Below are 26,601 nucleotides of genomic sequence, written 5' to 3' on the forward strand. Positions count from 1 at the left end.
CGTGAGGTGAGTTCCTAGACAGCTCCCACCACACCGGAGGTCTTCGCCATGTTCAAGACCAGACCAGTGTCAACAACGCTCGTGATCAATACACCTAGGTCCGGCGGGCCGGCGTGGCGCGGGCGATCGGGCGGTGGTCGGAGCCTGTGGGTGGCCGGACCGCACGGTGCGGAAACAGCTTTCGTCACCGTTCTCGATCATCGTCAGGCCCCTGTGACCCACGTCACGGAATCGGATTTCGTCTTTCCGTTATCGGTGTCCCGGGCCGAGGCTCTCCCCTGTGCAAGGAACTCCACAAGAGGTAAGTGAAGGACGGACAGCGTGCAGCAGACCATGGGTTTTGAGCAGCTGACGGATGCGGAGCTGATACGGGCGGCGCAGTGGGGGGCGCCCTGGGTGCGACAGCACCTGGTGGCCGTCTACCAGCCGCTCGTCCACGCGCTGGCGGCCCGAGCCCTCGACGGCCGGGCGGACGCCGACGAGGTCGTGCGGTCCGTCGTGCAGGACACCCTGGGTCGCGCGGAGTTCACGCTGGGGACCCTGCCTCAGGTAGAGGCGGTACGCCCCTGGTTCGTCTCGGTCACCGTGGCGAGCACCCTCTCGCACGCGGCCGGCGTCCGGGCACAGCCTGCCGCACGTGCCGGATCGGGCGGGGATCCCGCCGGGGTCCTGCTCTGGCTGGACGTCGAGGACGCCCTGATGGCGGCGCTGTGGTCGCTGGAGCAGGACGGGTGGCTGAGCAGGTACGAGACGGCCGCCGCGCTGAGCTGGTCCGCGCACGACACCGCGATGCGGATGGAAGCGGTAGGCGTACGAATGGACCGGGCGCGGTCCGTGACCGTCGCGCTGGCCCGCGAACCCCGCTGCCTCGCCCTGGCCCGGCAGGTCTCGGCCTGGGACGGTCGCCCGGGCGCCGCCTGGCGCGAGGAGCTGGCCGGGCACACCGTCCAGTGCGCCCATTGCGCCACCGGAATCGTGGCGGCCGGACCTTCCCGCGCGACGGCGACGGCGGCGACGACTGTCACGGCCGCAGCGGCAAGCGGGGGGATGACGGCAGCAGCGACCGAGCACGCCGCGTTCGACACGTTCGACACGTTCGACGACCCGGATGCTTCCGGCGCTTTCGACGCGACCGAGACCTACCTCGTCCGCCCTCATCCCGCCGATCCGTCCGCTCCCGCCGGTCATGTCTCCACGGCCGCGGCGGTCGGTTCGCGCAGCAGTCGTGCGGCCCGGCGGCGACGTCGTCAGGCCGACGAGCGCACGCGTCGCCGTGCCACCGTCGCGGCCGGGATCGCCGTCGCGGCGGTGACCGCGGGGGCCTTCTCGCTGCAGTCCCGTGACGGGGAGGACCGGCTGGAGGCGAACCGGGCCGCCGCTCCGGGGCTCGACCTTCCCCTGGGGAACGATCCGGGCACGCTGACCGCCTCCCCGTCGACGGCCGCCGCGTCCCCCTCCGCGTCCGCCTCGGCCACCGCGAAACCGAGCGGCGCTCCCACGAAGGCCACGGCCACGCCCACGAAGAGTCCCCGTCCGACCACGGCGACGCCGGCGCCGAAGCGCCCGACGACCCCGGCCGCCACGACGGCGGCGCCGACGAGGAGCGCCACGCCCACCGGCGGCACGGACACCGGTCCGGGGGGCGGTTCGCAGCAGGACACGGGGCAGAAGTCGACGGCGGACCAGGTGATCGCGCTGGTGAACGCGGAGCGGGCCAAGGCGGGCTGCGGGCCGCTCAGTGCCAACGCCGCGCTGACGCGTGCGGCCCAGGGCCACTCCGACGACATGGCCGCACGGGACTTCTTCGACCACACGAACCCGGACGGCGACGGCCCGGGACAGCGGGTCACGGCCGCGGGCTACCCGTGGTCGACGTACGGCGAGAACATCGCGATGGGGCAGAAGACGCCGGAGCAGGTCATGGAGGCCTGGATGAACAGCCCCGGTCACCGGGCGAACATCCTCAACTGCGACTTCAAGGAGATCGGCATCGGCATCCACTCCTCCGGCGGCCCCTACTGGACGCAGGTCTTCGGCGCGCGCTGACCGCCCGTACCGCTCACCGCTCCACCCCGCTCCCGGGTCCTGGCACCCGTGAGCGGGGCCGTGGAGCGGGTCAGGGCGTGTCGCCGGAGTGGTGGAAACGGCACACGATGCCGGGGCCGGGTCTACGGGCTTCGCCGGGACGTGGGTCGTACAGGGAGCGTCCACCGGGCCACTGCCCCAGTTCGGTGGCCAGCGCGGCACCGTCGTCGATCTCCTCGGGCCGCCAGCCCGTGACGTCCAGGAGCAGTCCGTCCAGTGGCCCGCCCACGAGTGCCGCGTAGCTCTGGCCTGGGAGGGGGCCCGGGTCGGGGTCGTCGTGGTCGTGGCCGTAGACCCGGCCGCGCAGGAGCTGCTCATCGCCGTTCATCCCTCCAGCCTTCCAGCCGCCACTGACAACGCGGGTCGGTGGCGGTGGGCAGAGGAAGGGCGAGCGGGCAGGGCCGCGGCCGCCGCCCAGCCGGGCGGTGGCCGGCCCACCGCGGTGCCGGCAGGGGGCAGGCCGAAGAGGGTGCGACCCGGCGGGCGGAAAATCGTTCGATCGGGCGGGGCCCGTCGTTCTAAGGTCGGCGACGTGGCAACGAAACTCAATCAGATCATCGCAGTGGAGAAGGGCGTCAAGTCCCGGGCGCACCAGGACCTGACGGCGGCTCATCACGGCCTGCAGAAGCCCGCGTTGCTCGCCGGCATCTCCCGTACGTACCAGCCGAAGGACGAGGAGGGCGAGCAGCTGCCGCCCGAGTCGACGCTGGTGCAGGTGAAGGCCGAGGACGTGCTGCGTGACACGGCCCGGGCGCTGACCCGGCTGTTCGATGTGACGGCCACCAAGGACTGGGCGAACTGCGACGCGCGTGCGGACGTCACGGTCGACGGGCGTGTGCTCGTGGCGCAGGTGCCCGTGGCGTATCTGCTGTTCCTGGAGAAGCAGCTGACGGACATCAGCACCTTCGTCCGCAAGCTTCCGGTGCTGGACGCCGCCGAGTCGTGGACGCAGGACCCGTCGACCGACGCGTGGAAGACCGAGGTCGTGCGCACGGTCCGTACGAAGAAGGTGCCGCGCAACCACGTCAAGGCGGAGGCGACGGACAAGCACCCGGCGCAGGTCGAGGTCTACTACGAGGACGTGCCGGTCGGTTACTGGACGACGGTGAAGTTCTCGGGCGCGCTGCCGGCGCGGCGGGTCAACGAGCTGCTGACGCGGGTGGAGAAGCTGCAGCAGGCGGTGAAGTTCGCCCGTGAGGAGGCGAACAGCGCCGAGGTCACCGACCAGCGGGTCGGCGACGCCGTCTTCGGCTACCTCTTCGGGTAGCCGGGACACCACAGACTCCCCGGCCACAGAAGACGGCCGGGGTGCGCGAGGAGCGCAAAGCTGAAGCTGAGCCTTGTCGTGACATCCGCGGTTCCAGTGGAGGTTCGAGTCCTCCTCCCGGCACTCCGTGCCGGGGTGGCCCAACCAGGCAGAGGCAGACCGCGGTCAATCTCAGACTATTGCTCCAGACTCAGCATTCGCCGCTCATCGCCGGATCGACCGGGCCCGGGCCCAGGTGCGTCGAAATGCCAGTTCGAATCTGGTCCGCCGAGCTCGATCGGCGGTGGTCCAAAGGCAGGACGCGACGCAATGACGAATGACCCGGGTTCTCAAGTGTGCCGGCGTGTGATGTGAGCGGCATCGACAGGGTCCGGGGGCAGGCTACGCCCTCGGACCCGCTCCTTTTCCCCTGGCCTGCGGTGCGGTTCGGCCAGGGGACGGCTCAGCTGGGCTGGGCCGTGGGCATGATCGTGATCTGCTGGAGGTTGGCCCGGGGCGGGAGCGTCGCGGCGAAGCCGACGGTGTGTGCGATGTCGGCGGGCGTGAGCCACTCCATGGCCTCCTTGGCGTCTTCGAGCCAGGCGAGGGCGCCTTCGTCGGTGACGTGGCTCTGGAGCTCGGTGGCGACGATGCCCGGCTCGATCGCGGAGACACGCACGTTCTTGGCGCCCAGCTCGGCGCGCAGGTGCCGTGAGAGGTGGGTGACGTAGGCCTTGGTCGCGGAGTAGACGGCGAAGTTCGGGAAGATGTTCCGCGCCGCGATCGACGAGGTGTTGATCAGGTCCGCGACACCGCGCTCACCGGCCGCCGTGACCAGTTGCGGGGTGAAGGCGCCGATCACGTTCATCAGGCCGGTGATGTTGAGGTCGATCTGGCGCTGCCACTGCTCGGTGGCGAGTTCCTCGACGGGGGCCGGCAGCATCACGCCCGCGTTGTTGAACAGCAGGTCGGCGCCGCCGTATTCGGACGCGACCCGGTCCGCGGCCGCCTGCACGGCCGACGTGTCGGTCACGTCGAGCGCCAGGGCCACGGCTTCGCCGCCGTTCTTCTCGATCCGGGCGACGAGCCGGTGGAGACGGTCCGCGCGCCGAGCCAGGACGACGACCTTCGCGCCCAGTTCGGCGAGGTGCTCGGCCGTGGCCTCGCCGATGCCGCTGGATGCGCCGGTGACCACCGCGACGCGGCCGGCGAGGGGGTGGGAGGACGTGTACGTGGTCATGGAGTACGCCTTTCGAGGCGGAGGCGGGTGAGTGGGTGACGCGGTGTCGGGTCGGGCGGAGTCGCCGCGGCGTTCCCGTCGGCGCCTTCTCAAGAACATCACCCGCGGGCGCCTCGTCGAGCGCCGGAAGCGTCCCTGACCAGGCCGGTATCCGTGAGGCAGGTACCGGCAGTACCACCCGCGCGCCCCATCGGGGCCCCGCTCGCCCGGCACACTGGGGGCATGGACGAACGTGGTCGCGAGCTCGCCGATTTCCTCCGCACCCGCCGTGCCCGGGTGACCGCCGACCAGGCGGGACTGCCCGATGACGGCCGGGTACGCCGTGTGCCGGGGCTGCGCCGCGACGAGGTCGCCCGACTGGCAGGCGTCAGCACCGAGTACTACACCCGCCTCGAGCAGGGCCGGGCCCAGAACCCCTCCCCCGAAGTCGTGCAGGCCCTCGCCGACACCCTGCGGCTCGACGCCTCCGAGCGCGAGCACCTCACCGATCTCCTCGCCCGGCCCTCGTCGGCCCGCCGCGCTCCGGTCGGGCCCCAGCGGGTCCGCCCCGGGTTGCACCTGATGCTGCGGACCCTCGATCACGTCCCGGCGTTCGTCCTCGGCCGGCGCACCGACGTCCTGGCCTCCAACCGCCTGGCACGCGAGGTCCTCACCGACTTCGACGCGCTGCCCGCGCCCCGCCGCAACCTGGCCCTCTACTACCTGCTGGATCCGGAGGCCCGTGTCCGCGTGGGCGACTGGGAGCGGATCGCCGCCGAAACCGTCGCCGTGCTGCGTCTGGAGGCCGGCCGCGCCACCCACGACCGTCGACTCGCCGACCTCGTCGGCGAACTCACGCTCAAGTCACCGGAGTTCCCCTCGTGGTGGAACGACCACCGGGTCCTCCGCCGCACCCACGGCGCCAAGCACTACCGCCACCCCCTCGTCGGTGACCTCCACTTCTCCTACGAGTCCTTCCAGGTCCCCGGCGACACCGACCAGACCCTCTGTGTCTACAACGTCGAGCCCGGCTCCGACACCGCCGAGGCCCTCCGTCTCCTCACCAGCTGGACCGCACCCCAGACCGTGCGGTCACCGGCGTCGGAGCCGGGAGCCTAGGAAGGTCTTGCCGAGCGGGTACGCGGCGGGGCCGGATACGCCGTCGGCCGTCGCTTCCGGCGTGTGCGCGGGCGCTTCGTGTTGCGCCGGGCGCGCCGGTGGGTGGAGGGAAAGCGCTGTGCGCTCGCTGAATGAAGTGAATATGACGGGGTGCGTGTTGGTGTGGTTATGCCACCGGGAACGTTCTCGCCAGCGGTTCTCAGCGTGGAGAGGGAGACGCAATGGCGAGCCACATTACCGAAGTTGACCTGGAAGGCGTTCTGCGCCGAGCGCTGCGGGCCACGGGCACGGGGACGCGTTGGGCGGCGGAGGCGGACGAGATGTGGTGCCGGGTCGCGACCCGGGCAGGGGTGCGGCGCGAGCAGGGGTGGAAGCTGCACGTGTCGGCGACGGTCGCTTCCGCGCCGGAGGTTCTCGACAGGGCCCTCGGGGTGCTGTTGCGCGGGGAGTCGGGGTTCAAGTTCGCCCGGTCGCTGGAGCAGGTGGGCGTGCTCAACTCGCGTGCGACGCCGCGGGGCAGTTCGGGGAAGTTCATCACCGTCTACCCGTGCTCCGACGCCGAGGCGGCCGCTCTCGCCGAGCGGTTGCACGCGGCGACGGCGGGTATGGCCGGGCCGCGGATCCTGTCCGACCAGCCCTACGCCGTACGCAGCCTGGTCCACTACCGCTACGGGGCCTTCGTCGGCCGGCGGCGGCTGTCGGACGACGGCCTGCTCGTGTGGTTCATCGAGGACCCCGACGGCAACCCCGTGGAGGACAAGCGGACGGGCCGGTACGAGCCGCCGCCATGGGCGGTCTCGCCGTTCCCCGCCGTGACGACGCCCGCTCCGTCGCGCACCGGCGAGGGGGACGAGGGCCGTGTGGTGCTCGGTGGCCGGTTCGCCGTACGGGAGGCCATCCGGCACACCAACAAGGGCGGTGTCTACCGGGGCAGCGACGTCCGTACGGGAGCCCCCGTGGTGATCAAGGAGGCCAGGCCGCACGTCGAGGCCGACGCCTCCGGGTGCGACGTCCGGGACTGGCTGCGGGCCGAGGCCCGCATGCTGGACAGGCTGAAGGGCCAGGGGCTCGCTCCGGAGCCGCTGGCGTTGTTCGAGCACGGCGGGCACCTGTTCCTGGCCCAGGACGAGGTGCCGGGTGTGACGCTGCGCACCTGGGTGGCCGAGCACTTCCGCGACGCGGGAGGAGCGCGTTACCGCGCCGACGCGCTGGTCCAGGTGGCGCGGCTGGTGGACCTGGTCGAGTCGGCGCACGCCCGTGGCTGTGTGCTCAGGGACTTCACGCCCGCCAATGTCATGGTCCGGCCCGACGGTGAACTGCGGCTCATCGACCTGGAACTCGCCGTCCACACGGACGAGGCCGCACTTCCGACCCGTGTCGGGACGCCCGGTTTCAGTGCTCCCGAGCGCCTCGCCGACGCGCCGGTCAGTCCGACGGCCGACTACTACAGTCTCGGCGCCACCGCGTGCTTCGTCCTGGCCGGCAAGGTCCCCAACCTGCTGCCGGAGGAACCCGCGGGGCCGGCTGCCGAGCAGCGGCTCGCCGCATGGCTCACGGCCTGCGCCGGTCCGCTCGATCTGCCGGACGGTGTGGTGGAGATGGTGCTCGGGCTGATGAGGGACGACCCCGCCGAGCGGTGGGACCCGGTCAGGGCTCGTGAGGCTCTGCGGAGGGCGACTCGTACGGCGACGGGATCCGTGGCCGTAGGGCCCGCGGCGGTGGCGTCCCGGGCCGTCGAGCCCGACGTCGGGTCCGTGGTGGCCGGGCTCGTGGAGCATCTGATCGGCTCGATGACTCCGGACGACGACCGGCGGTTGTGGCCCGTGTCCACGATGGCCGGGGAAAGCGACCCGTGCACCGTGCAGCAGGGCGCGGCCGGGGTGCTGGCCGTCCTGACGCGGTACTTCGAGCTCACAGGCGACCCGCGACTGCCCGAGGTGCTGTCCACCGCGGGCCGGTGGATCGCGGGCCGCGCCGATGCGCGGTCCCCGCGCCCCGGTCTGCATTTCGGGGGGCGCGGGACGGCCTGGGCGCTGTACGACGCCGGGCGTGCCGTCGACGACCGTGCGTTGACCGACCGAGCGCTGGCTCTGGCGCGGGCGCCGCAGCAGGCGACGCCTCATCACGACATCACCCACGGCTCGGCCGGCAGCGGGCTCGCCGCACTCCACCTGTGGCAGCGCACGGGTGAAGCGCGTTGGGCGGAGTTCGCCGTCGAGGCGGCGGACCGGCTGACCGCCGCCGTGCGGCGGGGCCCGGACGGGGTGGGGTGGGCGGTTCCCGCGGAAGCCGTGGATCCGGACGGGGGCTCGTCAGGGGACGCCTCGGCCGGGGGTGGCAAGCGCTACCTGGGCTTCGCCCACGGGACGGCCGGGATCGGCTGCTTCCTGCTCGCGGCAGCGGCGGTCTCCCATCGCCCCGCGCACAGGGAACTGGCCGTGCGGGTCGGTGAGGGTCTGGTGGCGAGCGCCGTACTGTCCGGCGAGGCGGCGCAGTGGCCGGCGCAGGCCGGGGACCCGCCCACGGCTCCGTACTGGTGCCACGGCTCGGCGGGCATCGGCGGCTTCCTCGTGCGGCTGTGGCAGGCCACCGGGGACGACCGGTTCGGCGATCTCGCCCGTCGCAGTACGCGGGCCGTGGCGGAACGCGCCTCCCGCGCTCCGCTCACCCAGTGCCACGGCCTTGCGGGCAACGGTGACTTCCTCCTCGACATGGCCGACGCCACCGGTGATCCCGCGTACCGCTCCATGGCCGGGGAACTGGCCCGCCTCATCGTCTGCGAGAAGACCGACCGTCACGGCCAGGTGGTGTTCCCCAACGAGTACGGGGACGTCTCGACCAGCTGGAGCGACGGGTCCGCCGGGATCCTCGGCTTCCTCCTGCGGATGCGGTACGCCGGCACACCGCGGCACTGGACGGTCCAGCCACCGGCCTGAGTCCGAGGCCCGGGTGGGCCGAACTCTCCCCCCTCGCAGCCTCCTGCGAGTTCCTCCCCACGGGTACGGGGACGTCATCCCGGCCCGGTGGAAGGACGCGTCCGCAACGAAGGTCGGCCTTCGTCCTGCGGATCCGTCACACCGACCCCCGGCACTGGATCGTCCAGATGCCGGTGTGAGCGGCAGCACGTTCTGTCGCCACCCCCACCAGAGAAGGAGAAAGCCATGGAGAACCACGACATCGACCTGCTGGCCCGGCTGCACGCCCTTCCCGAGACCGACCCCGTCGGCGTCGACGGCGCGCCGTTCGCCGCCACCTGTGAGTGCGTCGGTCTGCTGACGCTCCTCAACACGGTCTGTATCGGGATCAGCTGCGCGTAGGACAGGCAGCACCATCCGGCCGGCGGTCGAACCCGGGACAGCCGCCGGCCGGACACCCGACCCGATCCACAGCGCGGCCGCCCAGCGGCGGCCGCGCCCCCTCTCCACACTCTGCCCGGCCTCGGGCGCGCCGTCCGCGGTGCGCCGGGGCGCGCTGCGTGATCTCGCCGCGCGCACCGGCGGCCGCGGTCGGCGGATCCGTGGACGAGGACCGGCAGGCGAGGACGAGCAGGCGAGGAGCAGCCCATGCAGCCACACGTCGGTGACGACGACCACCCTCCGACGGCCCTCCTGACGGCCGCTCCCGCCGGCCCGCGCGGCGCCCAGCATCCTCCAGAGCCCGTGTTCGCGATCACCGCACGTGCTCTGGGCAAGAGTTACCCGGGCCCTGAGGGCGCCGTCACGCACGCCGTGAGCGGCCTGGACCTGGACGTGGCGGCAGGCGAGACCTTCGCCTTCCTCGGGCCCAACGGCGCGGGGAAGTCCACCACCATCGCCTTGCTGTGCGCGCTGGCACGCCCCACTGCGGGTCGTGCCACGGTGGCCGGGGCCGACGTGCTCACCCAGCCCCACTTGGTACGCCGACGGGTCGGCATGCTCTTCCAGCACAGCGCCGTGGACGGGGACCTGACCGCCGAGCAGAACCTGTACATCCACGCCCGGCTCTACGGGATGCCCCGCGGCCAGGTCCGCCGGCGCACCGCCGAGGTGCTGGAGGCGGCCGGCCTGAGCGACCGGCGCCGCTCCCCGGTACGCACCCTTTCGGGCGGGATGCGACGCCGCCTGGAGATCGCCCGCCAGCTGCTGCACGCCCCCGGCGTGCTGTTCCTGGACGAACCGACCACCGGTCTCGATCCCCACGCCCGCGCCCAGGTCTGGCACCACCTGCGGACGCTGCGCGAGCGGCACGGCAGCACCCTGTTCGTCACCACCCACTACCTGGAGGAAGCGGAGAACTGCGACCGCATCGCCATCATCGATCGCGGCCGACTGGTGGCGCAGGGCACGCCCGCCGCCCTGAAGGCAGCCATCGGCGACGACCGGGTCGTCCTGCAGACCGGCGACGACACCGGGGCGCACCGGATCGTGCGGGCCCTGGCGCCGCCCGGATCCGCCCTCGGCGCGGACGCCGCCGGCGTCTCCCTGCGGGTGCCCGACGGCAGCTCGTGGATCCCCCGTCTGTGCGCGGCTCTGACGGCACAAGGCATCGCCGTGCACTCCGCTTCCGCCACGCCGCCCACGCTCGACGACGTCTTCTTCCACCACACCGGCCGCAGCCTGGACCCCGCGCAACCGGGCGGTCCTTTGCCCCTTCGCCCGTCGTCGCCGCGCGCCACGACGGAATCCGGTGGCAGCCGATGACCGCACTCGGCTGGAAGGCACCGGACGGTCCCGCCGCCGTCCCTTCGGGAACCTCCTGTGCCGCGGAGGCCGACGGCACCGGCGTCGCCGCAGGCCACGGACGGTTCACGAGGCCGCGGCACGAGCTGCGCGCGATCCACGCCCTGGTCCACCGCGATCTGCTCCGGCTGGGCGGCCAGCGCACGCACACGGCGCTGATGCTGCTCCACCCGGCGCTCTACCTGCTCATCCTCGGAGGGGGACTGGCCTCGCTCATCCCCCGGTCCCAACTGGGCGTCGGCTACCAGGCGTACCTGTTCCCCGGGATGCTGATGATGACGGTGCAGACCCCGGCCATCATGGTCGGCGTCCGTCTGATCACCGACCGGCAGAGTGGCTACCTACGGGAACTCCTGATGGCCCCGGTCCACCGCTCCACCCTTCTCCTGGGCAACTGCGCGGGCGGCACGCTGGTCGCCACGGCGCAGGGAGCGGTGCTCCTCGCGCTGGCCGGCGTGGCGGGCCTGCCGTACGACCCGGTACTCCTCGTGCTGCTGCTCGGCTGCATGGTCCTGGCCTCGTTCACCGTCACCGCCCTGGCCCTGGCCCTGGCGGTGAGCCTGCACAGGGCGGAGACGTTCCACACGCTCCTGGGGGTGGTGATGATGCCACTCCTGTTCCTCTCCGGTGGTTTCTTCCCCCTCACGGTCCTGCCCCGCTGGGTCCACGTCCTCGCCGACGCGAATCCGCTCGCCTACGCCGTGGACCTCCTCCGCCGCTGCATCTCCCTGCGCGTGCCGGATCACGCGGCCACCGCGGGCCTCGACTGGGCCGGCCGCCGGCCTCCGCTGCTGCTCGAAGCCGGCCTCCTCCTGGCCTGCGGCGCCCTTGCCCTGCTGTGGGCGGCCCGGCGGTTCAACCGCCCGGAATGACCTGGGCCTTCGGGCCGGTGACGAGGGTGTCGACGGCGGTGTACGTCACCCCGTGGTCGGCGAGGGCCTCGGCGACGACGCCTCCGGTCATGGTGAGCGCGAGGAGGATGTGTTCGTCGCCGATCTCACGGTCCTTGCGGGCGAGCGCGACGCGGAGGGACTTCTCCAGGACGGTCTTGGCCTCGCGGGAGAAGGTCTGGCGTCCCGACCACCAACCGGGGTCCTTGCGGTCGCCCGCGAGGGCGCCCGTGCCGTGGGCCTCCTCCACCCGGTCGACGATCGCGCCGACGTCGATGCCGAGGTCCGCGAGGGCCTGGGTGTCGGCCCGGGAGAGTCCGGCCCGGCGCCGGGCGGTGGCGAGTGCGGCGGTGAGGGACGGACGGCGGTCCGGTGGGCAGAGCGTTCGCAGCGCGGCCGCCGCGCGGGTGTCCTGCCGGTCGAGCAGGGCCAGGAGGAGGTGTTCCTTGGTGACGGTCTTCGTGCCGTCCCGCTCCGCGTGCTCGACCGCTCCCTTCACGACGGCACGTGCGGCTTGGGTGAACCGTTCGAACATCACTGCCTCCCGTACTTCTTGTGGACGGCCTGTCGGCTGACTCCCAGTTCGGCCGCGATTTCCTGCCACGACCAGCCCTGGTTGCGCGCACTGCGCACCTGGACGGCTTCCAGCTGTTCGAGCAGTCGCCGCAGCGCGGAGACGGCTCGCAGCCCGACCCGGGGGTCGCGGTCGCCCGCCCTCGCGGCGAGATCGGTCGCATCGGTCATGGATGTCAACTTACGTTGACAGAATCGCCGTGTCAACCTCGGTTGACACGACTCGGGCGGCGGCCGGGGTTCGCCGGACCGCCGCCCAGCGGTCGCACCCGCGCGGCCGGCGCGATGACCGAGGTCGCTGACCTGACCCGGGATCAGAGCGATTTTCTGGAAGGGAGTTCCAGAAAAGACCGTTCGCGTCGCCACGGGGGGATCTGATGTCGCAGTCGCACGAGCCCTGGTACAGGCACCGGCCGCCGCCCTGGCCCGTGCCGGACAATCCGTACGCCCCTGAGGGGTACGGGCCCCCGCCGCCCGGTCGGCGCCACCGCCGGTGGCCGGTGCTCGCGGCGGGCCTCGTGTTCCTGCTCCTCGTCGGTGTGGGCGGTTACGTGCTGACGCAGCACGGCGGGGCGGGGCGTACGCCGCCCGTGGCGCAGGGGACGAGCGGGCCGCCGAAGACGACGGGCGCTCCCCCGCCGACGACGAAGCCCACGGCCGCGCCTCCGCGCATCCCGACCACCGAGGAGATCGCGCGACAGCGCCGCTCCGGCGAGGCGAGTGCCTGGATCGTCGACGACCGCACCGACCTGCCCCGCCGCAGCATCCCCCTCCAGGACCTGTGGATCGTGGGTGACACGGCCGTCCAGGCCGTCTACAAGAGGGGCGTCGCGCACCGGCTGGGCGACGGCGCCGAGCTGTGGAGCGTCGCGCTGCCGGCGCCCGTCTGCGAGACCCCGGTCCATCCGACTCCCGACGGCAAGGTCGTCGTCGTCCTCCAGGACGTCGAGGCGTGGACCGGCACCCGGTGCGACCAGCTCTGGATGATCGACCTGCGCACCGGCAAGGCCGGCTGGCACAAGCAGCCGACCGAGACGGGCTCCGGAGACGACACCATCATGGTGGACAGCGCCGTGAGCGGCGGCACCTTCGCGATCGTCCAGGGCATGAAGGCCACCGCGTACCGGGTCGTCGACGGGCGGAAGCTGTACGACATCCCCCTGGAGGACCCCGGGAAGTGCTACCCCGGCAGGGTGGCGGGCGGCAGCCGCCTGCTCGTCGTCTCCGACTGCGCGATCACCGCGCTGGAGAAGTCGTACAGCCGGCTCCGGGAGATCGATCCGGCCACGGGCAAGGTCCGGTGGCGCTACCGGACCGAGCCCGGGCACGTCATCGGCCAGGTGCTCTCCGTCGACCCGGCCGTGATCACCACCGTGCGCAAGGAGACGAGCGGAGCTGACTGGCGGGTGGTCGCCCTCGGGCCCGACGGCCGCGTGCGCGGGACCGTCGACCCACGGGCGAAGGGATTCACCCACTGCGGGGACTCGGTGGACACCTCCGGCGACGCCCAGGCCTGCCGGGAAGCCGTCGTCGGGGGGGGCCTCGTGCTCCTGGGCGGGACCGACCGTAGCGGCGACGGCGCCCGGCGCGAACCCCGCGTGCTCTCGTTCGCGCCCTGACCCCACGCCTCAGGGCGCACCGGGAAGCCGGACCGTGACGAGGAGACCGCCGGCGGGGCGGGCGGCGAGGTCGAGGGTCCCGTCGTGGGCCCGGACCACGCTGTGCACGAGGGCGAGGCCGAGGCCGACGCCGGGGTGCTCCTCGGTGCGTGCGCGCTCCGCCCCGCGCTGGAAGGGCTCGGTGAGGGTCGGCACCAGTTCCGGAGGGAGCCGACGGCCCGTGTTCTCGACCCGGAGCACACTCGTGGTGCCCTCCGCGTCGGTGCGGACCGTGACGGTACCGCCGGCGGGGAGGTTGTGGACGACGGCGTTCTGGACGAGGTTCGTCGCCATCCGCAGCAGGAGTTCCGCGGATCCGGTGGTCCATGTCGGTCCGCCGGTGACGTCGAGCGTGATCCCACGCCGTTCCGCGAGCGGGAGCAGGCTCTCGGCGGCCTCTTCGGCGACGAGGGAGAGGTCGACGCCCTCGCGGGTGAAGTGGCCCCGGTCGCTCCGGCCGAGCATCAGAAGGGCCTCGGTGAGGTCGATCGCGCGCGTGTTGACGGCCTGCAGGCGGGCGATCAGCTCGTCCCGGTCGCGGGTGGGGTCCTTGCGTGCGACGTCGAGGAGCGTCCGCGAGATCGCCAGCGGTGTGCGCAGTTCGTGGGAGGCGTTCGCGGCGAACCTCTGCTGTTCGGCGACGTGCGACTCGAGCCGCTCCAGCATCGTGTCGAACGCGTCGGCGAGCTCCCGGAACTCGTCCTGTCGGCCCTCCATGCGGATCCGGTGGGACAGCGAGCCGCTCCCGGCGCTCCGCGCCGCGTCCGTGATCCGCGTCAGCGGTGCCAGCATCCGCCCCGCGAGGATCCATCCCCCCACGAGCCCGAACAGGAGCAGGAACGCCATCGCGGCCGCTGCGGCGGGGGCGAAGGTGCGCACGAGGAGGTAGCGGTTGGGCGAGACCCCGAGCAGACCCTGGGAGTTGTCGGGGACGTAACGGAGCAGGAAGGCCCACACCACGACCAGCAGGAGGGCGCCGGCGAGGGCGAGGAACCCGGCGTAGCTGAGGGTCAGTTTCAGTCGGGCGCTGAGCCCCGGGCGTCTACGCATGCCCGCTGCCGCCGGGGGCCGTGGTGGCGTCGCCGCCGGGGGCCGTGGTGGCGCTGCCGGAGGCCGTGGTGCCGCCGCCAGGGTCCGTGGTGGTGCCGCCGTCGGGGTCGGCGCTGCCCGTACGGGGCTCCGCAGGTGTGTCCGCGGCGGGGTTCGTGCGGGTGTCGATGCGGTAGCCGACGCCGGGGACCGTGGCGATGATCCAGGGTTCGCCGAGCCGCTTGCGCAGTGCCGAGACGGTGATGCGTACGGCGTTGGTGAGGGGGTCGGCGTTCTCGTCCCAGGCGCGTTCGAGGAGCTGTTCGGCGCTGACGACTCCGCCCTCGGCGGCGACGAGGACGTCGAGCACGGCGAACTGCTTGCGGGTGAGCGCGACGTAGCGTCCGTCACGGAAGACCTCGCGGCGGAAGGGGTCGAGCCGCAGGCCCGCGATCTCGCGGACCGGGGGCCGGGCGTACGCGCGTCTGCGGTCGAGCGCCCTCAGCCGCAGGACGAGCTCCCGCAGGTCGAACGGTTTGGTGAGGTAGTCGTCGGCGCCGAGCTCGAACCCGGACGCCTTGTCGTCGATCCGGTCGGCGGCGGTGAGCATGAGGATCGGGATGCCGCTGCCGGAGGCGACGATGCGCCGGGCGACCTCGTCGCCGGAGGGGCCGGGGATGTCACGGTCGAGGACCGCGAGGTCGTAGGAGTTGACGCTCAGCAGCTCCAGGGCGGTGTCGCCGTCGCCCGCGACGTCGGCGGCGATCGCCTCGAGCCGCAGACCGTCACGGACGGCTTCGGCCAGGTAGGGCTCGTCCTCCACGATCAGTACACGCATGCCCGAAGCCTAGGCAGGGCGGCATATCGCCACCGTATGCGGAGGTGCCCGCGGCGCCGTGTCGGTCCGGGCGCGCGCCTTCAGCCCGCCGCTGCCGGTACGGGGCGCTGCGGTTCCTCGCTCCGCGTCGCCTCCGGGGTCCGCCACCAGCGGCGCGAGGCCAGCGCGGCCAGTACGGCGCCGGCGGCGTTGACCAGGACGTCGTCGACGGAGGACACGCGGTCCAGACGCAGGACGTACTGTGCGGTCTCGACGAGGACCGAGCAGCCCGCGCCGAGAGCCAGGATCCGCGGCACGGACGCCAGCGCCGCGAACCGCATCGGGGCGAAGAAGCCCAGTGCCGCGAAGACCAGCAGATTGCCCCCGATCCCCAGCGGCCCCATCGTGACGAGGTCCCGCAGCGGGACCAGGCTCACCCGTGCGGGGACGACGCCCGCTCCGCCGCCCGGCATCATGGTCAGCCACAGGAACGGCAGCGTCCCGTGGACCATGCCCACCTCCGCCAGGGACGTCCGCCACGCCGACGCGCCGCCGGCCGAACGCCGACGGCGCGCCAGGACCCATACCACGAGCAAGGCCAGGGGCAGCGCGACCAGCGTCATGAGCACCACGCCGTTGAACGTGTCGTAGCAGCCGTGCCACCGCCCGGCCATGCACCTCGGCGCGGACATCATGAGCGGTCCCCGCACGACGAACAGGCCGCCCGACAGGGCGAGGACCGCCAGGCCGACGAGCACGATCCTGCCCGTCCGGCCGGCCCGTGCCGAAGGGGATGCGTTGTGGTTCATGCCCCCATCGAAGGCGGAGGGCCGTTGCGGGGGCGTATGCGGTTTTCGATACGCCCGCGATACACGCGTCGGCCCGCGTCGTCCTCGTCGTTCGCTCAGGCCCCGCGCCGGACGCGGACCGTCGCCCGCCATCCCAGGACCGTGCTCGCCACTCCCACCAGGATGGCCACGAAGGCCCCGCCCAGTCCGTTGCCGGTGCCGAGGCCCCCGTCGGCCGTGGCCGCGACCAGCACGCCGACGGCCGTGCCGACCAGCCCCGCGACCAGGGCGATCCTGGCTCCGAGAGGTCCGCTCGCGACGCCGAGGCGGCCGGTCGGGCGGGCCAGGGCCAGCCATCCGACGACCACGCCGGCCAGCGCGAGGAACGCGGCCGCGGAAGACCCGGCCCGCCCGGGGCCGAAGTCGTAGGCGCTCGCGGCGAGCGGCTGCGCCGAGGCGATGTGGGCGGCCGCGGGCACGGCGAAGACGAGGCCTCCGAGGACCGCGGCGGCGGACGCGGTGGTGACGGTGGCGAGCAGTCGGCGGGCGGACGGTCGAGTGGACATGAGCGGTGCTCCTTCGTGCGTCGGTTTGTCGTCCGAGCATCTCCGCCGGGCCCGGTGCCCGTCGTCCGGCGGGCGCAGGCACTTCGCACTGCCACCGCCGTCGCATACGGGTACCGCGGACGCCGCAGATCGCGAGGAGCTACTGCGTGCGTGGTAGACGGCGGTCGTCTGCGAGGGGGACTCGCCGCCGGCGGCGGCCGGTTAGGGTGCGCACATGAGTGCAGGTACGGCCCGGATGTGGGCCCGGTTCGGTGACGGAGTCATCGCCGTGGGCGTGGCGGCGGCGCTTGTCGTCACGGGACTGTCGCAGCGGGTTCCCGTCTCCGGTCAGGCCGTCCTCGGGTACGCGCTGCTCGCGCTCGGCGGGCTGGCGCTCGCCGCGCGGGGCCGGGCGCCGGTCGCCGTGCTGGTCGTCACGGGCGTGTGCGCCGCGGGGTACCAGGCGGCCGGTTTCGACGTGGCGGCCGTGGCGTACCTGTTCGCCGTGTACGGGGCCGTGCGGGGGGGGCACCGCACCGTCGCGGTGGTGGCGAGCGTCGTCGTGCTTGCGCTGCTTCCGCTCGCGGCGCTGGCGTCGGGATCGCACGACACGGGCGAGGCGTTCGCGCAGGCCCGGGGCGCGCTCGAGATCGCCTGGCTCGTCGCGGCGGGGGCCGCGGGAGAGGCGCTGCGGCAGGCCGAGCAGCGGGCGGAGGAGGCCGAGCGCACCCGCGAGGAGACCGCGCGGCGCCGCGCCGACGAGGAACGGCTGCGCATCGCGCGGGAACTGCACGACTCGCTCACCCATCAGATATCGGTCATCAAGGTCCAGGCGGAGGTCGCGGTGCACGTGGCCCGCAAGCGGGGCGAGGACGTGCCGACGTCCCTGCTGGCGATCCAGGAGGCCGGCCGCGAGGCGAGCCGGGAGCTGCGTGCCACTCTCGAGGCGCTGCGCGACGACGACACGACCCCGCCGCGCGGCCTTGACGACGTCCCGGAGCTGGTGCGACGGGCCCGTACGTTCGGCCTGGACGCGACGCTGACGGTCGAGGGGGCGCACCGCGACGTGTCGGCCGCGGTGGACCGGACCGTCTACCGGATCGTGCAGGAGTCGCTGACCAACGTCGCCCGCCACGCCGACGCCACCACGGCGTCGGTCCGGATCGACTGCCGGCCGGACACCCTCGAGATAGCGGTGGTCGACGACGGCCGGGCCACGACAGGCGCCGCCCCGACCCCGGGCCTCGGGCTGGTCGGCATGCGGGAACGCGTCACGGCGCTCGGCGGCCGGCTGCGCGCCGCACCACGTGACGGGGGCGGCTTCGCCGTCCGGGCCGAACTTCCCGTGGACCGGGCGTCGTGATCCGTGTCCTGCTGGTCGACGACCAGCCCCTCATCCGCAGCGGATTCCGCGCTCTGCTCGACCTCGAGGACGACATCGAGGTGGTGGCCGAGGCCGCCGACGGCGCCCAGGGCGTCGCGCTGGCCAAGGAGCACCTGCCCGACGTCGCGCTCGTCGACATCCAGATGCCCGTCGTCGACGGCATCGAGGCGACCCGCCGCATCGTCGCGGACCCGGACCTCGCCGGGGTGCACGTGGTCATCCTCACGAACTACAGCTTCGACGAGTACGTGTTCCACGCGCTGCGCGCGGGCGCCGCCGGATTCCTGGTCAAGGACGTCATGCCGGAGGACTTCCTGCACTCCGTACGTGTCGCCGCCCGTGGCGACGCCCTCCTCGCCCCCTCTATCACCCGCAAGCTGATCAACCGGTACGTCGCCCAGCCCCTCCCCGCGGACACCGGCGCGGGCCTTTCGGAGTTGACGGGCCGCGAGCGCGAGGCCGTCGTCCTGGTGGCCCAGGGCCTGTCGAACGACGAGATCGCCGACCGCATGGTCATCAGCCCGCTCACCGCGAAGACCCACGTCAACCGGGCGATGACCAAGCTCCGGGCCCGCGACCGGGCCCAACTCGTCATCTACGCGTACGAGTCGGGCCTGGTCACAGCTGTACGCCCTGACCGGACGCCCTGACCGGACGCCCTGACCGTCCGTCCTGGCCGGACACAGTGACTAGGCGTCCGGCCGTGCGTCCCGGCCGGACGCCTCGATCGCGTCAGGCTTCGCGGGAGCCTTCGTACATGGCCTCGATGAGGTCGGCGTACTCGCCCTCGACGACGGGGCGCTTGACCTTGAGGCTGGGAGTGAGTTCGCCGTGTTCGACGTCGAGGTCGCGCGGCAGGACGGCGAACTTCTTGATCGTCTGCCAGCGCTGGAGGTCACCGTTGACGCGCTGGACGAAGTCGTCGATGAGGGCGTGCACCTCAGGGGAGGAGACGACGTCGGCGTAGCCGCGGCCCTCCTGCCCGTGGGACGCCGCCCAGGGCATGATCGCGGTCTCGTCGAGCGTGATGAGGGCGGTGCAGTAGTTGCGGCCGTTGCCGATGACCAGGATGTTGCTGACGAACGGGCAGATGGCCTTGAAGCGGCCTTCGATCTCCGTGGGGGCCACGTACTTGCCGCCCGAGGTCTTGAAGAGGTCCTTCTTGCGGTCGGTGATGCGGACGAAGCCGTCCTTGTCGACGTCGCCGATGTCGCCGGTACGGAACCAGCCGTCGCTCTCCAGGACTTCCGCCGTCTTGTCGGGGAGGTTGTGGTAGCCGCGCATGATGCCGGGGCCGCGCAGGAGGATCTCCCCGTCCTCGGCGATGCGGACCTCGGTGCCGGGCAGGGCCCTGCCGACCGTGCCGACCCGGTAGTCGTCGGCCGGATTGACGGTGCAGGCTGCGCTGGTCTCCGTCAGGCCGTAGCCCTCCAGGACGGGGACGCCCGCGCCGGCGAAGAAGTAGCCGATGTCGGGGGCGAGGGCGGCGCTGCCGGAGGCACTGCCCCGCAGCCGTCCCCCGAAGGCCGCGCGGATCTTGCCGTAGACCAGCTTGTCGGCGAGGGCGTGCTGTACGGAGAGCCACAGGGGCAGCTTGCGGCGCCCTGTCGCCACCATCTGCTCCTGGCCGGTCCTGGCGTAGTCGCGGGCGACCCGGGCGGCCCACAGGAAGATCTTGTACTTGGCTCCTCCGTCGGCCCGGGCCCGGGCGGCGATGCCGTTGTAGACCTTCTCGAAGACCCTCGGCGCGGACGCCATGATGGTGGGCCGGACGACGGGCAGGTTGGCGACGATCCGGTCGATGCGCCCGTCCACGGCCATCACGTGACCGGACTTCACCTGACCGGATATCAGGGCCTTGCCGAAGACGTGGGACAGCGGAAGCCACAGGAACTGCACGTCGTCGGGCTCGACGAGGCCGGTGGCCTCCTGCGCCACGCCCTGGTACGACCAGCAGTCGTGCACGAGGCGCACGCCCTTCGGGCGGCCGGTGGTTCCGGAGGTGTAGATCAACGTGGCGAGCTGTTCCGGCCCGAGGCCTTCGACCGTCTTCTCGATCGCGTCCGGACGCTCCTGGAGGTACGCCTTGCCGCGCTCTTCGAGGTCGGCGAGGGTCAGCACCTCCAGGCCCTCGATCCGGGGCGGTTCCGTCTCCGCGTCGATGAGGACGGCGTGGCCGAGCCCGGGAAGCCGGTCCTTGTGCGCGGCCACCTTGGCCAGTTGCCCGGCGTCCTCGACGAACACCGCGCGGCTGGCGGAGTCCGCGAGGATGTACGCCGTCTCGTCGGCGTTGGTGCTCGGGTACACGGCGGTCGCGGCGCCTCCCGCGCACATCACGCCCATGTCGGCGAGGATCCACTCGATCCTCGTCGAGGACGAGATGGCCACCCGCTCCTCGGGGCGCAGCCCGATGCTGAGCAGTCCGGCCGCGATCGCCTTCACCCGGTCCGCGGTCTGGGCCCACGTCAGGGAGCGCCACCGCTCGGTTTCCGGGCCTGCGGGCTCGGTCACCACGGGGTAGCGGTACGCCTCCCGGTCGGGTGTGGCCTCGACCCTGGCGAGGAAGAGGTGCGCCACTGAATGCGGCCGGCTTTCCAACAGGTGTTGCGCGGAACTCATGTCGACCTCCGGGCCCGGTGCGCCCATCACAGAGTGCTTAACTGGCAGGTAACTTGCGCGCAGAGTGAGGCTAAGGGGGAAACCCCCCTGTGTGTAAGGGGATACGGGGAGGAAAGTGCGCTGCGCCGGGTGCCACGGGCCCGGCGCCGTGTCGGTGGCGTCCGCGTTCCGGTCGGCCCGCGATGTGGCTCTGACCTGCGCATCCACGGACCGAAACGATCTGCTCGGCGGCCAGGAGGGCTGCTGGCCTCCGGGCATCGCCTGTGGCCGTTTCCGCGCGGGCGGCACGTCCCGGGGGAAACAGAACACCTTGTCCAGCACGACGCTGTCGCCATGGCCGCAAGGCGAACCACATCCCATCCTGACGGCCTGACACAACGACCTCACGGCAAGGGGAATCCACATATGAGACGAGCGATGTTCCGGGGCTTCGTGCTGAGCCTCGCGTGCGCCTTCTCGGTGGCGGCCGGCACCGCCCAGGCGGCGGACACCTCGGTGACGCCGCGGACGTACAAGGTCTGGCAGTGGAACGTGGCCGGGAACACGATCCACGACGGGTCGCTCACCGACGGCCTGGTGGACCAGGCGGTCGACTCGATCGTCAACCGGGGCGCCGATTTCGCCGCCTTCAACGAGCTGTGCGAGAACCAGTACTCCGCGATCATCACGGAACTGCGTGCCAGGGCCTGGCCCGTCGACGGCAACACCAGCTTCGCCCGCTTCGAGTCCAGCCTTCCGGCCGGCGACCCCGACGTCTGCGCCGGCAACGCCTACGGCAACGCGCTGTTCAGCAGGCACCCGCTGGGCTCCGCCGACCGTGTCACCCTGCCCACCGACGGCGCCCAGGAAGCGCGCAACCTGCTGTGCGCGCCCCTCGCCGACGGGTCGGGAACGGTCTTCTGCACGACCCACCTCACCACGGACCCCGACTACAAGAGCATCCAGCTGAAGGCGGTCTTCGACCAGCTGGCGACGTACGACACACCGATCGTCGCGGGCGACTTCAACGTGCAGCCGCACCACAAGAAGCTGAACCCCTACTACGCGCCGAGCGTGAACACGGTCGCCGACGACGGCAACACCGGCTCGTACCGCGAACTCGACGACGCGGACGGCGCCCACTGCCCGGGCCACGGGGAGTCGACCACCGATGCCCCCTCGGACAACAAGTGCGGGATCGCCGCCAAGATCGACCTCGTCTTCGTGCGGGAGAGCACCCTCGCCGGCCCGTACAGCGCGGACTCGCTGGCCCCCTCCACCGCGTGCACCGGCGTGGCGGCCTGCTCGGACCACCGGGTCCTGATCGGAACCGTCACCGTCCAGTAGGGCGTGTACGTGTACTGAACGGCACGGCGTCGATCGGCCGCGGGGCGGGACATCGGAGGGGGAACGACCATGCGGTCCGGGAGGACGTGCGCCGCGGCACTGGTGGTGCTTTCGGTGGCGACGTCCGCGGGGTGCGCTCAGGAGCAGCGCCCGGAGAAGGCGCCGCCCGAGGTGCGGCACGACGAGGGGCCGATCGCCTCGTCGCTGCCGCAGCTCGGTGACGTGGAGAGCGTCGAGTGGACGTACGAGCCGCTGGGGGTCGCCGACCCGCGGGTTCCCGGGCCCACCGACCGCGAGCTGCGGGGCTACGCCCGGCTGGCGGAGGCCGACGTACGGCGGCTCACGAAGCAGTACGCGTGGACCGAGGCGACCGAACCGCCGCCGACACCCCCTCCGGGCACCACGGCGGACACGCGTTGGCAGACCAGCGAGGCGTTCGAGGCGTCGGCGGGATCGGGCGCGTCGGCGGAGGCCGCCGAGTTCCGGCTCGACCCCGTCGGCAGGGTGATGGTCTTCCGGCTCCTCAACCCCTCCTGAGCGTCCGACGGCTACTCGACCTGATCGAGCGCCGTCGGGACCGTTCTCCTGACCGCCGGCCGCGGCAGGAGACCCGCGTGGGGGCGTGCCGGCGGGCGGTACTGCGGTACGGGCGTACGCAAGGGAACCGCGACCGGATCCAGGGAGGTCAGGAGGCGGCGCAGGGCGGTGCGGGCACGGGGGGCGTCGACCCGGGATTCGAGGTCGGCGAGGGCACGGAGGGCTCGGTGGCGGGCGCGGCCGACACGGCCGGCGCGGTGGTCGGCGAGGGCGTGGGCGTAGTGCGCGAGGGCGGTGGCCCAGGCGTCGTTGCGGCCGGTCTCCTGCGCGAGGGCACGGCGGGCGGTGCGGACGGCGGCCGCGGGGATGTGGTGGGCCTGGACGACGGCCAGGGCGGCGAGGCTGACCATCGGCGGCGGGCCTCCGGGAGCCCCGATGGGCACGGTGTCGGCGGCCTCGCGGTAGTACGCGGCTGCGGACTCGACGTCCCTCCGCTCCCAGGCCAGGATCCCGTGGACATGGGCGATGCGGCCCACGAGGGCCTCGTCGCCGTCGAGCACGGCGACCGGCCAAGCGAGGTCCAACAGGTGCTGCGCCCCGCGCGGGTCCTCGCCCGCGCACAGCCAGGCCGCGAGCCACCGTCCGCGCGCCACGAGCGCGCTGTCGGCGGGGAGCCGGGGCAGCAGCGCGCACAGGTGGGCGCTGCCTTCCGCGGCGTGATCGTGCACCGTCCACCAGAACCAGAGGTGCAGCACGGTCTCCAGCGCCGTCTCGGCGTGGCCGGTGGGATCGGCGCGGGCCGGGTCCGTGCCGGTGGGGTCGGGGGCCGGGCCGATGAGGTCGGGGCGAGCGGAGGGCGGGCCGATGAGGTCCGGGCCGGGCGGGCTTGCGCCGGAGGGGTCCGCAGCGGCCGGGTCCGTGCCGGCCAGGTCGGGGCGGGCGGGGGCCGGGGCGGCGAGGTCCAGGCCGGCCGGGTCCGGGTCGGTGGCCTCCGCGCACGTGGATTCCGGGCCGCGGAGGTCCACGTCGGTGACCGCGGCGCCGGCGAGCCCCGTGCCTCGGCGTACCAGGGCCGTCAGGTCGTCGTGTTCCTCGTGGACGGCCTGGAGTGCCTGGCGCTGCAGGCCCGTGTTCCACAGGGTCTCGGCGACGGCGGCGACGCCGCGGAAGTGGACGCCGTGGCGGTCTCGCGTGACGGTTAGTTCGCCCGCCGCGGTGAGTCGTTCCGTACCGAAGTCACGGGCGGAGCGGGCCATGCGGTAGCGGGGCCGGCGGACGGCGCCCGGGTCGCCGAGCACCTGGAGCACGCCGGTGGCGGTGAGCAGCGCCAGGGCGGGCGGCACGTCGCGCGGTGCGAGGCCCGAGTCCGCGCAGACGAACACCGCCGCCGCCTCGGTGAAGGGCCCGGCGAAGACGCTGACGCGGCGCCATACGGTGCGCGCCGCCGGTTCGCACAGCGCGTGTACGGCGCCGACGGCGGTGCGCAGGGAGCGGTGGCGCCGCAGGACGGGGGCGGGGTCGGCCAGCCGGCACTGGTCGTCCTCGATGTGGGCGGCCAGTTCGGCGAGGGTGCACTCCCCCAGTCGGGCCGCGGCCAGTTCGAGGGCGAGCGGGACTCCTTCGAGCAGTCGGCACACGTGGGCCACCGCTGCCGGATCGGGGGCTTCCTCGCTCCAGCCGCGTTCCCGTGCGCGGGACAGGAGGAGTTCCGCGGCGGGAGAGAGGGCCGGCGTCCGCTCGGCCGCGCGCTCGCGGGCGGCGCCCCGGGCCGGGGCGGCGTCGCCCCGCAGTGGTCCCAGGTGGACGACCTTCTCGTCGCCGAGCCCGAGGGGGCGGCGGGCCGTCACCAGGACGCGGAGCGCCGGCAGGGCCATCAGCAGGGTCTGGACGAGGCCGACGCATTCGGTGTGGACGGGGTCGACGTCGTCGAGGAGGAGCAGGACGTCCCCGGGCGGGAAGGAGCGGACGACCGCGGTGATGTCCGTACCGGTCGCGTCCTGGGGCGGGCCGGATGCGCTGAGGGCTCGGGCGATCCTCCCCGTCAGCGCGCGGCGTCCGACGGGGATCCCGTCGTGCCAGCGGACCGGGACGGTCGCCCGGCAGGGGCCGTACGACGTCGGTGCGAGGACGGTCCGGGCCAGGCTGCTCTTGCCCGTGCCGACGGCTCCCGTCACGGTGACGAGGCGATGCGCGGAGAGGGCGGCACGGAGTGCGGAGAGTTCGCCGTCCCGTCCGACGAGGTCGCACCCGCCGCGGAGGCGCTCCACGAGCCGGGCGTCGTGTCCCTCACCGCGAGTCCACATCTCCGGCATGCCCCACCATCCAGGTCGTCGTACTGGTCGTCGTACTGGTCACTGGACGCCACCGACCGCCAAGGTGCGGATCGGCGCGGAAAGCCGCAGGTCCCGATTGCAGAACCGTCACTGCACGGGCGTCACGGCAACCCCAACGCGTTCCCCCGTTCGTGGGTGGCGCGGACATCGGAGGAACCACCCGCCACGACGAACGGGCGAACGCGTGACCGACACCGGCCGCGGGCCCGGTCCGGCGCGCCGGGAGACCGACGCACGGAGACCGGTCCGACCCGCTTCGGGAGACGCGCGTGACGGGCGGAGGGGCTCCCGGCGGGGGCCGAACGGCTCAATGCCGCAGGCCGCGCCGGGGGCTCGCGCCTACCGTGGAGGCAGCCTCAGGACGGGAGCGGCGGCACGGGGACAGGTGGACGGTGAGCGGACCCGGAATCGACTATCAGGCGGTCTTCCAGGCGATGCCGGGAGCGGTGGCGCTGCTGACGCCGGGGCTCGTGTACGCGGATGTGAACGAGGCGTTCCTGTCGATATCCGGGCGGACGCGGGAGCAGCTCATCGGCCGCTATCTGTTCGACGTCTTTCCCGACAACCCCCAGGATCCGTCGGCGACCGGCATGCGCAACCTGCGTGCCTCGCTGGAGCGCGTCGCGGCCACCGGGGAGCGCGACAGCATGGCGCTGCAGCGCTACGACGTCGAGCACCCCGACCGGCCCGGTGAGTGGCGGGAGCGGTACTGGAGTCCGGTCAACACGCCCGTTCTCGCGCCCGACGGCTCCGTGGCCCTGCTGCTGCACCGGGTGGAGGAGGTCACCGAGCTCATCCGGGCCCGCGGCGGCGAGGACCGTGCGCAGATCCTGGAGTCCGAGCTCTACACCCGGGCCAGGGAGCTGCAGGAGGTCAACGAGCGGCTGCGCCGGGCCCATGCCCGCGAACGCGAGGTGGCCCTCCACCTCCAGGAGGCGATGCTGCCCACGCCGCGGCTGCTCGGCCGCCATCAGGCCGCCGTGCGCTACCGTCCGGCGACCGGGGCGCTGAACGTCTGCGGCGACTGGTACGACCTGGTCGACCTGCCCGGCCGTACGGCCGTCGCGGTCGGTGACGTCGTGGGCCACGGGCTGCGTGCCGCCGGCGTCATGGGGCAGCTGCGCAGCGCCCTGTCGGCCGCGTCCCGCGTCGCCGACGGGCCGGCGCAGGCGCTCGACGTGCTCGATCTGTACGCCCGCGACCTCTACGGCGCGGAATCCACCACCGCGGTGTCCGTCTTCATCGACTGGGACAGCCGCACCCTCACGTACAGCAGCGCGGGGCACCCCCCACCGGCGCTCTGTCATCCCGACGGCACGGTGGTGCTCCTCGACGGGGCCACCGACCCGCCCCTCGGGGCCAGCCCGGATCACGCGTCCCGCCCGCAGGGGCACACCGGGTTCGCCGACGGCGCCGTGCTCGTCCTCTACACCGACGGACTCGTCGAACGCCGCCGCGAGGACATCGACACCGGCCTGGCCAGGCTCACCCGTACCCTCGCGGAGCACCACACGGCCGCGCCCGACGCGCTGGCCGACGTCCTCCTCGGGAACCTCCTCCCGCCGACGGGCAGCACCGACGACACGGCCCTGGTCGTGCTCCGTCTCCGGCCCCCGTCGGAGGCAGGACGGCCGTACGCCGTCTGAGGGACGCGTCGCGGCATGCCGACGGCGCCCGCACGGGGTGCGGGCGCCGTCGGAAGAGCGGGGTGACCG

23 protein-coding genes and 1 pseudogene are annotated in these 26,601 nt (G+C 72.9%); 14 read left to right on the forward strand and 10 right to left on the reverse strand.

Going from position 1 to position 26,601, the window contains the following annotated elements; translation table 11 throughout:
* Positions 1–321: 321 nt before the first annotated feature.
* The gene (locus tag OO54_RS10635) at positions 322–2,046 is read left to right on the forward strand and encodes a CAP domain-containing protein (RefSeq protein ID WP_051786850.1); all 1,725 of its coding nucleotides are present in this window, start codon (positions 322–324) and stop codon (positions 2,044–2,046) included.
* Positions 2,047–2,116: 70 nt separating this feature from the next.
* Here the strand turns inward: OO54_RS10635 and OO54_RS10640 are convergent, their stop codons facing one another.
* The gene (locus tag OO54_RS10640; RefSeq protein ID WP_033202623.1) at positions 2,117–2,413 is read right to left on the reverse strand and encodes a hypothetical protein; all 297 of its coding nucleotides are present in this window, start codon (positions 2,411–2,413) and stop codon (positions 2,117–2,119) included.
* A gap of 204 nt (positions 2,414–2,617) precedes the next feature.
* Here OO54_RS10640 and OO54_RS10645 point away from each other — a divergent pair, with 204 nt between their 5' ends.
* Complete coding sequence (locus OO54_RS10645) at positions 2,618–3,352, forward strand: DUF7873 family protein (RefSeq protein WP_017242096.1); 735 nt, start codon at positions 2,618–2,620, stop codon at positions 3,350–3,352.
* A gap of 35 nt (positions 3,353–3,387) precedes the next feature.
* Positions 3,388–3,475, forward strand: a pseudogene (locus OO54_RS45815).
* A 319-nt stretch (positions 3,476–3,794) separates the two neighbouring features.
* Here the strand turns inward: OO54_RS45815 and OO54_RS10650 are convergent.
* Positions 3,795–4,571 (reverse strand): SDR family oxidoreductase, encoded by a 777-nt coding sequence (locus OO54_RS10650; RefSeq protein ID WP_033202624.1) that lies wholly within the window; start codon positions 4,569–4,571, stop codon positions 3,795–3,797.
* A gap of 222 nt (positions 4,572–4,793) precedes the next feature.
* Here OO54_RS10650 and OO54_RS10655 point away from each other — a divergent pair, with 222 nt between their 5' ends.
* The 5 genes from OO54_RS10655 (at position 4,794) to OO54_RS10670 (ending at position 11,259) form a co-directional block, all read left to right on the forward strand.
* On the forward strand, positions 4,794–5,669 hold the full coding sequence (locus OO54_RS10655) for a helix-turn-helix transcriptional regulator (RefSeq protein ID WP_033202625.1): 876 nt from the start codon (positions 4,794–4,796) through the stop codon (positions 5,667–5,669).
* 221 nt (positions 5,670–5,890) lie between these two features.
* Positions 5,891–8,605 (forward strand): class IV lanthionine synthetase LanL, encoded by a 2,715-nt coding sequence (gene lanL / locus OO54_RS10660; protein WP_033202626.1) that lies wholly within the window; start codon positions 5,891–5,893, stop codon positions 8,603–8,605.
* A 225-nt stretch (positions 8,606–8,830) separates the two neighbouring features.
* A complete protein-coding gene (locus OO54_RS46360) occupies positions 8,831–8,986 on the forward strand; it encodes a VenA family class IV lanthipeptide (protein ID WP_167348131.1) in 156 nt (51 codons plus the stop codon).
* 246 nt (positions 8,987–9,232) lie between these two features.
* Positions 9,233–10,348 (forward strand): ATP-binding cassette domain-containing protein, encoded by a 1,116-nt coding sequence (locus OO54_RS10665; RefSeq protein WP_033202627.1) that lies wholly within the window; start codon positions 9,233–9,235, stop codon positions 10,346–10,348.
* Positions 10,345–11,259, forward strand: coding sequence for an ABC transporter permease (locus tag OO54_RS10670; RefSeq protein ID WP_200146788.1), 915 nt, complete (start codon positions 10,345–10,347; stop codon positions 11,257–11,259). The genes OO54_RS10665 and OO54_RS10670 overlap by 4 nt, the downstream gene beginning before the upstream one ends.
* On the opposite strand, the gene OO54_RS10675 is transcribed toward OO54_RS10670, so the two are convergent.
* Both OO54_RS10675 and OO54_RS10680 read right to left on the reverse strand, forming a co-directional pair.
* Positions 11,243–11,812 (reverse strand): Clp protease N-terminal domain-containing protein, encoded by a 570-nt coding sequence (locus tag OO54_RS10675; RefSeq protein WP_033202628.1) that lies wholly within the window; start codon positions 11,810–11,812, stop codon positions 11,243–11,245. The two genes, OO54_RS10670 and OO54_RS10675, sit on opposite strands and share 17 nt — an antisense overlap.
* A complete protein-coding gene (locus OO54_RS10680) occupies positions 11,812–12,021 on the reverse strand; it encodes a helix-turn-helix domain-containing protein (RefSeq protein ID WP_026058749.1) in 210 nt (69 codons plus the stop codon). The genes OO54_RS10675 and OO54_RS10680 overlap by 1 nt, the downstream gene beginning before the upstream one ends.
* A gap of 206 nt (positions 12,022–12,227) precedes the next feature.
* Between OO54_RS10680 and OO54_RS10685 the strand changes: the two genes are divergently transcribed.
* Positions 12,228–13,469, forward strand: coding sequence for an outer membrane protein assembly factor BamB family protein (locus OO54_RS10685; protein WP_234439631.1), 1,242 nt, complete (start codon positions 12,228–12,230; stop codon positions 13,467–13,469).
* Positions 13,470–13,478: 9 nt separating this feature from the next.
* Here the strand turns inward: OO54_RS10685 and OO54_RS10690 are convergent, their stop codons facing one another.
* From OO54_RS10690 to OO54_RS10705, 4 genes are all read right to left on the reverse strand, one after another.
* Complete coding sequence (locus OO54_RS10690) at positions 13,479–14,558, reverse strand: sensor histidine kinase (RefSeq protein ID WP_033202629.1); 1,080 nt, start codon at positions 14,556–14,558, stop codon at positions 13,479–13,481.
* On the reverse strand, positions 14,551–15,375 hold the full coding sequence (locus OO54_RS10695; RefSeq protein ID WP_033202630.1) for a response regulator transcription factor: 825 nt from the start codon (positions 15,373–15,375) through the stop codon (positions 14,551–14,553). Before OO54_RS10695 ends, OO54_RS10690 begins: the two co-directional genes overlap by 8 nt.
* Before the next feature lie 80 nt (positions 15,376–15,455).
* On the reverse strand, positions 15,456–16,163 hold the full coding sequence (locus tag OO54_RS10700) for a VanZ family protein (protein ID WP_033202631.1): 708 nt from the start codon (positions 16,161–16,163) through the stop codon (positions 15,456–15,458).
* A gap of 95 nt (positions 16,164–16,258) precedes the next feature.
* Positions 16,259–16,708 carry a DUF6223 family protein gene (locus tag OO54_RS10705; protein WP_033202632.1) on the reverse strand — a complete coding sequence of 150 codons (450 nt, stop codon included), beginning with the start codon at positions 16,706–16,708 and terminating at the stop codon, positions 16,259–16,261.
* Between the two features lie 214 nt (positions 16,709–16,922).
* Between OO54_RS10705 and OO54_RS10710 the strand changes: the two genes are divergently transcribed.
* Positions 16,923–18,050, forward strand: coding sequence for a sensor histidine kinase (locus tag OO54_RS10710; RefSeq protein ID WP_033202633.1), 1,128 nt, complete (start codon positions 16,923–16,925; stop codon positions 18,048–18,050).
* Positions 18,047–18,721: a response regulator gene (locus tag OO54_RS10715; protein WP_033202634.1), complete on the forward strand. Its 675-nt coding sequence runs from the start codon at positions 18,047–18,049 to the stop codon at positions 18,719–18,721. The genes OO54_RS10710 and OO54_RS10715 overlap by 4 nt, the downstream gene beginning before the upstream one ends.
* A gap of 82 nt (positions 18,722–18,803) precedes the next feature.
* On the opposite strand, the gene OO54_RS10720 is transcribed toward OO54_RS10715, so the two are convergent.
* Positions 18,804–20,690 (reverse strand): AMP-dependent synthetase/ligase, encoded by a 1,887-nt coding sequence (locus tag OO54_RS10720; protein ID WP_033202635.1) that lies wholly within the window; start codon positions 20,688–20,690, stop codon positions 18,804–18,806.
* A 405-nt stretch (positions 20,691–21,095) separates the two neighbouring features.
* Here OO54_RS10720 and OO54_RS10725 point away from each other — a divergent pair, with 405 nt between their 5' ends.
* The gene (locus OO54_RS10725) at positions 21,096–22,016 is read left to right on the forward strand and encodes an endonuclease/exonuclease/phosphatase family protein (protein WP_234439630.1); all 921 of its coding nucleotides are present in this window, start codon (positions 21,096–21,098) and stop codon (positions 22,014–22,016) included.
* Positions 22,017–22,130: 114 nt separating this feature from the next.
* Positions 22,131–22,553 (forward strand): hypothetical protein, encoded by a 423-nt coding sequence (locus OO54_RS10730; RefSeq protein WP_157856459.1) that lies wholly within the window; start codon positions 22,131–22,133, stop codon positions 22,551–22,553.
* Between the two features lie 11 nt (positions 22,554–22,564).
* Here the strand turns inward: OO54_RS10730 and OO54_RS10735 are convergent, their stop codons facing one another.
* Positions 22,565–24,865 (reverse strand): ATP-binding protein, encoded by a 2,301-nt coding sequence (locus OO54_RS10735; RefSeq protein ID WP_033202637.1) that lies wholly within the window; start codon positions 24,863–24,865, stop codon positions 22,565–22,567.
* 413 nt (positions 24,866–25,278) lie between these two features.
* Between OO54_RS10735 and OO54_RS10740 the strand changes: the two genes are divergently transcribed.
* Positions 25,279–26,532 carry a PP2C family protein-serine/threonine phosphatase gene (locus OO54_RS10740; protein ID WP_033202638.1) on the forward strand — a complete coding sequence of 418 codons (1,254 nt, stop codon included), beginning with the start codon at positions 25,279–25,281 and terminating at the stop codon, positions 26,530–26,532.
* The last annotated feature ends 69 nt before the right edge of the window (positions 26,533–26,601 follow it).

The sequence above is a fragment of the Streptomyces wedmorensis genome (genome assembly GCF_000716445.1).
GTDB lineage: Bacteria > Actinomycetota > Actinomycetes > Streptomycetales > Streptomycetaceae > Streptomyces > Streptomyces wedmorensis.